Origin of the sequence: Vibrio sp. 1562 (genome assembly GCF_033340155.1) — a bacterium.
Taxonomy (GTDB): domain Bacteria; phylum Pseudomonadota; class Gammaproteobacteria; order Enterobacterales; family Vibrionaceae; genus Vibrio; species Vibrio alginolyticus.
The window spans coordinates 1-561 of record NZ_JAWOVY010000634.1; the positions used below are offsets into that span (position 1 = coordinate 1).

The 561-nt window shown below is 45.8% G+C and carries 1 protein-coding gene; it reads left to right on the top strand.

The genetic code is table 11. From position 1 onward, the window contains the following. Positions 1 to 561 (top strand): methyl-accepting chemotaxis protein (locus R7Z49_RS26800; RefSeq protein WP_318112702.1); only part of this gene is annotated, 561 nt, incomplete at both ends.

Below are 561 nucleotides of genomic sequence, written 5' to 3' on the forward strand. Positions count from 1 at the left end.
TGTTGATGAAGTGTTTGCTGATCTCAATGCCACTGGTCAAAAAATGATGCTCACAACCATTATAGTGGCGTTGGTGTTCATTTTGATGGGCGTATTGCTTGCAAACAGTATCACTAAGCCAATTCGTTTGATTGCAGATCGCTTTACCGATCTTGGTCAAGGCGAAGGTGATTTATCACAGCGTATTGAAATTCGTGGCAATGATGAAATCGCGCAACTTTCTAAAGGTTTCAACGGATTTATTGAGAAAATCCACGCAACCATGAAAGAGGTATCTTTGACGAGCGGTGCACTGAGTCAAGCGGCAGACAGCGTGTCGAGCAAAGCAACGTCAACGTACGATAATAGCCAAGAGCAACGTGACCAGACGATTCAAGTGGTTGCAGCGATCAACCAAATGGGTGCGACGATCAGTGAAATTGCGTCTAACGCAGCGACGGCAGCCGATACTGCAAACCAAGCGTCTGATAATACTCAGACGGGTCGTGAAGTTGTGATGAAAGCGAAAGAAGTGATCAGCCGTCTTGCTGACGATGTGGAAACGACAAACATTGTTGTGAC